Origin of the sequence: Pseudoalteromonas rubra (assembly GCF_004212645.1) — a bacterium.
In the GTDB taxonomy this organism is placed as follows: domain Bacteria; phylum Pseudomonadota; class Gammaproteobacteria; order Enterobacterales; family Alteromonadaceae; genus Pseudoalteromonas; species Pseudoalteromonas rubra_G.
In genome coordinates this window covers 1-5,075 of sequence record NZ_PPUZ01000174.1, presented here as the reverse complement: position 1 = coordinate 5,075, position 5,075 = coordinate 1, and the positions used below count along the sequence as shown (strand labels likewise).

Sequence of the window (5,075 nt, the reverse complement as noted above, 5' to 3'; positions counted from 1 at the left end):
CTTCCACGGGGGCAACTGGCGAATCGGGCAGCAGTTGTGTGACATTGCCAAACCCCGGGTGACTGAAATCCGGGTTGGGCAGGCCATGCTGAGCACGCAGTGCCAGCAACATTAGCGCGGCGTAGGGGGTAAACTGCCAGTTCATATTGTCGAACTCAAAAAAGCACTTGCTGGGCGGGGCGGCTACCTGTGCCACCTGATCGTCGCATAAGCGGGTCAGGTGGGCCGTGAGCAGGTCTAAATCCTCCGTATTCCAGTCCGCGACAATATCGGCATAAGCAAATCCATCCACTATCGGCGTCATGGACTTGCTGCCGTTGGCGGCATCAAACAACAGAATCATGCAATCCCCGATATGGCTTTTTGAGCGGTTCACCCAGCGCTTGGCGTAACCCACTTCAAACAGCCTGAAAATATGACTGGCATGCTTAGGCTGTTGCAGGATCACCGCCATGGCCAGGTAGAATACGCTGTCTGGTGATACGCCTCTTTCATGCTCCCTGTCAAACCTGGTTACAAAACGCTGTTGTGTAAAGTAGGAGATGATACATTTTAAGTAGGCATACCCCAGGCTGTGCGCCAGCATCTCTGAACAGAGTTTATCCTGCTGAATGAACGCTGTTTGCGCCGACATTTCATAGTAGTCGATTGGAATGCCTAGCTCTGATGTAAACTCCTCCCAGGGTAAAAATGGCAAACGCTCATGCTCTTGCACAATAAAGTCAAGCTCTATACGCCCTTTATCTATATATCTCTGAATATCAGTTTGATTCTCCTCAAATACACTTTGGTATTTCTGAGGGTTTTTTATTGCCCTTTTGCGTTTACGCAGAAATTTTTCTAATTCTTTTGAATTGCTATTCATATTTATTATCCCGCTGGGACCATTGACACTGACGCCACCCGGGTTTGGCCCGGTTTAGGTACCTTTACCTTGGCCAGGAAAAGACCCGAAGACACCTACCTGTATTCCCTAATTGCCCCTCATCAAAGCCATGTGCGGCAAACGTGATTGGGCTCTGATGAAGAAGTTACAGCTGTGCTAACGCCGGGGGCTGAAACTCGCTGAGCAGCTTAAACTCCGGGTCGTCGGTGTGAGGGGATTGACCAAACAACAGCTTTCTGAGTTTAATTTGCAGCTCACGTTGCTCTCCCACATCGCTGTCAAAAGGCTTATGGTACGCCTTGATATGGGTGACATTGCCCAGCTCAGTGACTTCCAGCCAGTCCACGTCATACAGGGCCTGTTTATCCAGCCCGACATGCCTGAAGAAGTGCTCACCTAACCACATTTCAGACGACACCCCTTCAATATAGCCAGGTTTAAACCGCCAGTGGCCAGGATTAACCCGGGTATCAATGACCATTTCATCTATTGGTGGTGGTTTTCCGTTGCTGATTTTAGGGAGGTGATCGTGCGGCCAGCCATAAACGTCATGGAAGCTAGTACTATCTATATTTTGCTGAGACTGGTATATCTCGGATGCTAGACGCGCCATAATAAACCCGGGATGTTGCAATACCGGTTGCCACCATTGCTCACGCTGTTCAATTAATTTATCAAACCCCCACATAACGAGCTGATCAAAGTCCCAGTCCTCCATTGTAGAAAAGAACAATGCATTATCTCCTTCGCGTTCTTTATCCGGATGGCGAACCGAAAAAGTATAGGGCCTCGTGCGAGCCTTGTCTTTGCTCTTAACAAAGTTTTCGATCTTGATGGTTCGACAGGTGTCGATATTGACCAGCCTGGTCAGCCCTTCGAGGTCTGTCAATGCCTGACTAAAATCAGCCAGCTCCCAGAGCGTTAAGGCTCTGGGAAACTGATCGGGGATAAAACTTAGATGAAGAAACAAACTCATGCGCCAAAAAGTACTTGTGATACAAACAGCATCATATATCTAATTACCAAGGTGATATAGCTCCATGCATTGCTCTGGAGTCCCGCCATCTTCAGGTAAAGGACCAACCCAGCCGCCTGGCATACCACCAAGTCGGTAACAGTCGAGTACCCTTTTAAGAATTGGCGAATTGTCTAAGCCTCCAAAAATGGCAGCATCCACAATCATCACGAAGTGAGCATGAACAATATCAGGAATTAGATGGTGAAATATATACTCAACATTAGTACTGGTTAATGAGAAGTTTTTTTGCATTGCTAAATCGTGCTCTTTAGTCCGTAGAGCAGAAATTCTTTGATGGGGAAAGGCTCCGAAATCATCAGTAAACCCCCAAAGTACTTTCTTATACTTTTCCTGTACAGCTAATCTATAGTTGAAATCTGAATATACACCCTCAGACGTAACTCTTCCTTGCTCATCATCCAAAATATATGGAAGATTCTGAAACTCCCACTTCTCCGGTTCATCGTTACAATAGTCAGGTGTCTGAATGCGAAAATCCAAATTAATTGGATCTTTAAAAACTCTAAACCCTTCAAGATCTTCGGGTAAACGAGATCCCAAGAAAAGGCCTTTCAAAAAGGCGTCTTGCGTGTAAACCTGTTGAACTAGGCCCAGTTCTCGTTTTACCGAATCAGATCCTATTTCTTGATAATTGAGCAGCATCGCTGGCTTTCCTTACCCTGATTCACTAGTGATAAGTTGGTCAAATCGAAAGGTAATAACCCAAATCTACTTACCACCAGTGACGCTAAAGTGATTATGCTATTCACCGAGATGATATAGCTCCATGCATTGCTCTGGTGTCCCGCCATCTTCAGGTAAAGAGCCAACCCAGCCACCCGGCATACCACCAAGCCGGTAGCAATCGAGCAGCCTTTTGCAAATAGGCGAATTGTCTAGACCTCCAAATATTACGGCATCCACGATTATTACGAAATGTTCATCTACAATATCAGGTATTAAGTGGTGAAATATATACTCAACATTAGTGCTGGTTAATGAGAATGCGTGTTGCATAACCCGGTCATGTTCTTTAGTGCGCAGAGCAGATATTCGCTCATGGAAAAAGTCGCCAAAGCAGTCACTAAGTACTTTTTTATACTTTTTCTTTCTGGCAACTCTTGTATTGAAATCAGAATACACCCCCTCATACATAACCCGACCTTGCTCTTCGTCAAGAATATGTGGAAGGTTCTTAAAATCCCATTTCTCCGGTTCATCGTTACAATAATCAGGTGTCTGAATGCGAAAATCCAAATTAATTGGGTCTTTAAATATTCGAAATCCTTCTAAATTCTTCGGCAAAGATGAACCTAAAAAAAGTCCTGACAGAAACAGGTCATTTTCACAAATATGTTCAATACGTTTCAGATCTTCTCTAATAGGCTCCAAGTCTATACTTTGATAATCAAATAGCATTAATTACGCCTCCTATCTATTGCAGGTCTAAGAACCTTTATCCATTTATCTTCTGTTGCACCATGCTTTTTCATTAATGGCGGTTCATTCATCTCAAGATGAATCTTAGCACGTTCAATCACCTCTATTAGCATTTCCCTCTTAACTTCTTTGCTGTGATTGGAAGCATGAATTTCATCTAGTATTGATGTGACTGCTTTGTTGTACCGAGGATGAGCACCATGTAACTGTTTATCTGATTTGAGGTCCTCTTTATAGGCCCGATTTGCCTTTATTACTTTGCCATTGATTGAATCATTTAAGTTGAAGCCTAGGTCTTTAATGAGCTCATGTTTGTTACCAGCAGTCCATGGTATAACGTGATGGACATCCTCATCAGACTTTCTGTTAGGAAAGTGTTTTTTCAGGTCGTCATGTACACCCGTAGTCCCACTAAATGCCTTACTAGTATCCACCCCTTCCAGCCAGGGATCGATAGGGACATCTGATTTTGGGGCTGAGTATTTGCCGGGTTCCAGCGTGCCTTTTAGTTCTCCGCCGGGAGCATTCTTTGCATAATGTTCTAAGTCGTCTGCCCAAAGGTGCTTGCCTTTTTCTCTGAGCTTCTGAATGGCTTTCTCAAAATGCTTATTACCGGGGATCAACCTGTCGAGTGTTAAATCAATTAATCCGTCGGCTGCCAGCTCGGCTAACATGTCGGCAGCTTCGGCTTTGTCGCCTTTTTTAAGTGCTTTACCAAATTTAATCAGTGCCCTGCCGGTATCCACGGTATCAACGATACGCATGCCAACAACAATGCCAGCCCCAGCCTTGCCAAGTGCTTTAACTAATTTATCAACAGCGCCCAGCGCGTTATGTTCTGCAGCATTTTCAGATGCATTAGCAGCGATATTAACATGGGCATTGAGTAATAACGCAGACAGGCCACCCATCAGCTTGGCGATATCAATACCCGCAGCTCTTAAGTTCAATATCTCCGCTTGTTGAGTCTGCCAATAGCTGAGAATGTCTTCCGGTGTTAAATCGGGATCGTTGGCGTAATTAAGTGACGTACCCAGCGTTCCCTTTAATTCCTCAATTCGAGCATCAATTTCTTCGCGAGTAAGCTCACCAACATATTCTCCAACCACGCCACCCAGCGCGCCTGAACCACATGATTTTGAAGAGCCCGACTGATTCTGGACTTCAGCTGTCGCCACACCAATTACACAACCCGCTGCGGCATGGGCGACATACTTTACTGCGGTATCAAAATCAGCAGCCTTGATCTGCTCAGCCATCGTTTTACTGAGTTCATTTACGGCAAATGTGCCCAGTGAGCTTACGAACTGATCTTTGAAGCTGGCCAGATCGCTGCCATTAATAATGGTCGATATTCCGGCCCTGACAGTGGACGTCACCAATGCTTGTGTCGCCTGATTGGCGATATCAATGGCTTGCTGACTTTCAAAAAACACAGACCCGACATCCGCGTTGCCGAAGAATGGAGAGTTAGTGAACGCTTCGCTGTTCAGAACACCCGCAGTTGCCATAGAAATAGCAAGAGAGCGTAAGCCTTCGCTGGAATAGATTTTCTTCATCGCGCCGTCGAGGCCTTCACCATTGGCGATACTGGTTGCAGCCTGAGTGGCCAGAGTTACTGCACCGGCCTGCATAGCAGCACCTGAGATCATACCATTTAACGCAGGACCAATCGCATTCGTGCCAGTACCAAGCCACCCTGCACCAGCCGGCCCCATCGCCACAGATACC

Annotated in this window: 5 protein-coding genes; all 5 read right to left on the bottom strand. The window is 45.8% G+C overall.

The window, feature by feature from the left end; all coding sequences use genetic code 11:
- Positions 1-865, bottom strand: an 865-nt coding sequence (locus tag C3B51_RS23380) for a hypothetical protein (protein ID WP_206076676.1), incomplete at its 3' end; no start/stop codon positions are given.
- Between the two features lie 166 nt (positions 866-1,031).
- Complete coding sequence (locus tag C3B51_RS23375; protein ID WP_130246561.1) at positions 1,032-1,862, bottom strand: hypothetical protein; 831 nt, start codon at positions 1,860-1,862, stop codon at positions 1,032-1,034.
- A 39-nt stretch (positions 1,863-1,901) separates the two neighbouring features.
- Positions 1,902-2,567, bottom strand: a complete 666-nt coding sequence (locus C3B51_RS23370; RefSeq protein WP_130246560.1) for a hypothetical protein — start codon at positions 2,565-2,567, stop codon at positions 1,902-1,904.
- Positions 2,568-2,666: 99 nt separating this feature from the next.
- A complete protein-coding gene (locus C3B51_RS23365; protein WP_130246559.1) occupies positions 2,667-3,323 on the bottom strand; it encodes a hypothetical protein in 657 nt (218 codons plus the stop codon).
- The coding region (locus tag C3B51_RS23360) for a DUF637 domain-containing protein (RefSeq protein WP_130246558.1) at positions 3,323-5,075 on the bottom strand (1,753 nt) is incomplete at its 5' end. The genes C3B51_RS23360 and C3B51_RS23365, both read right to left, overlap by 1 nt.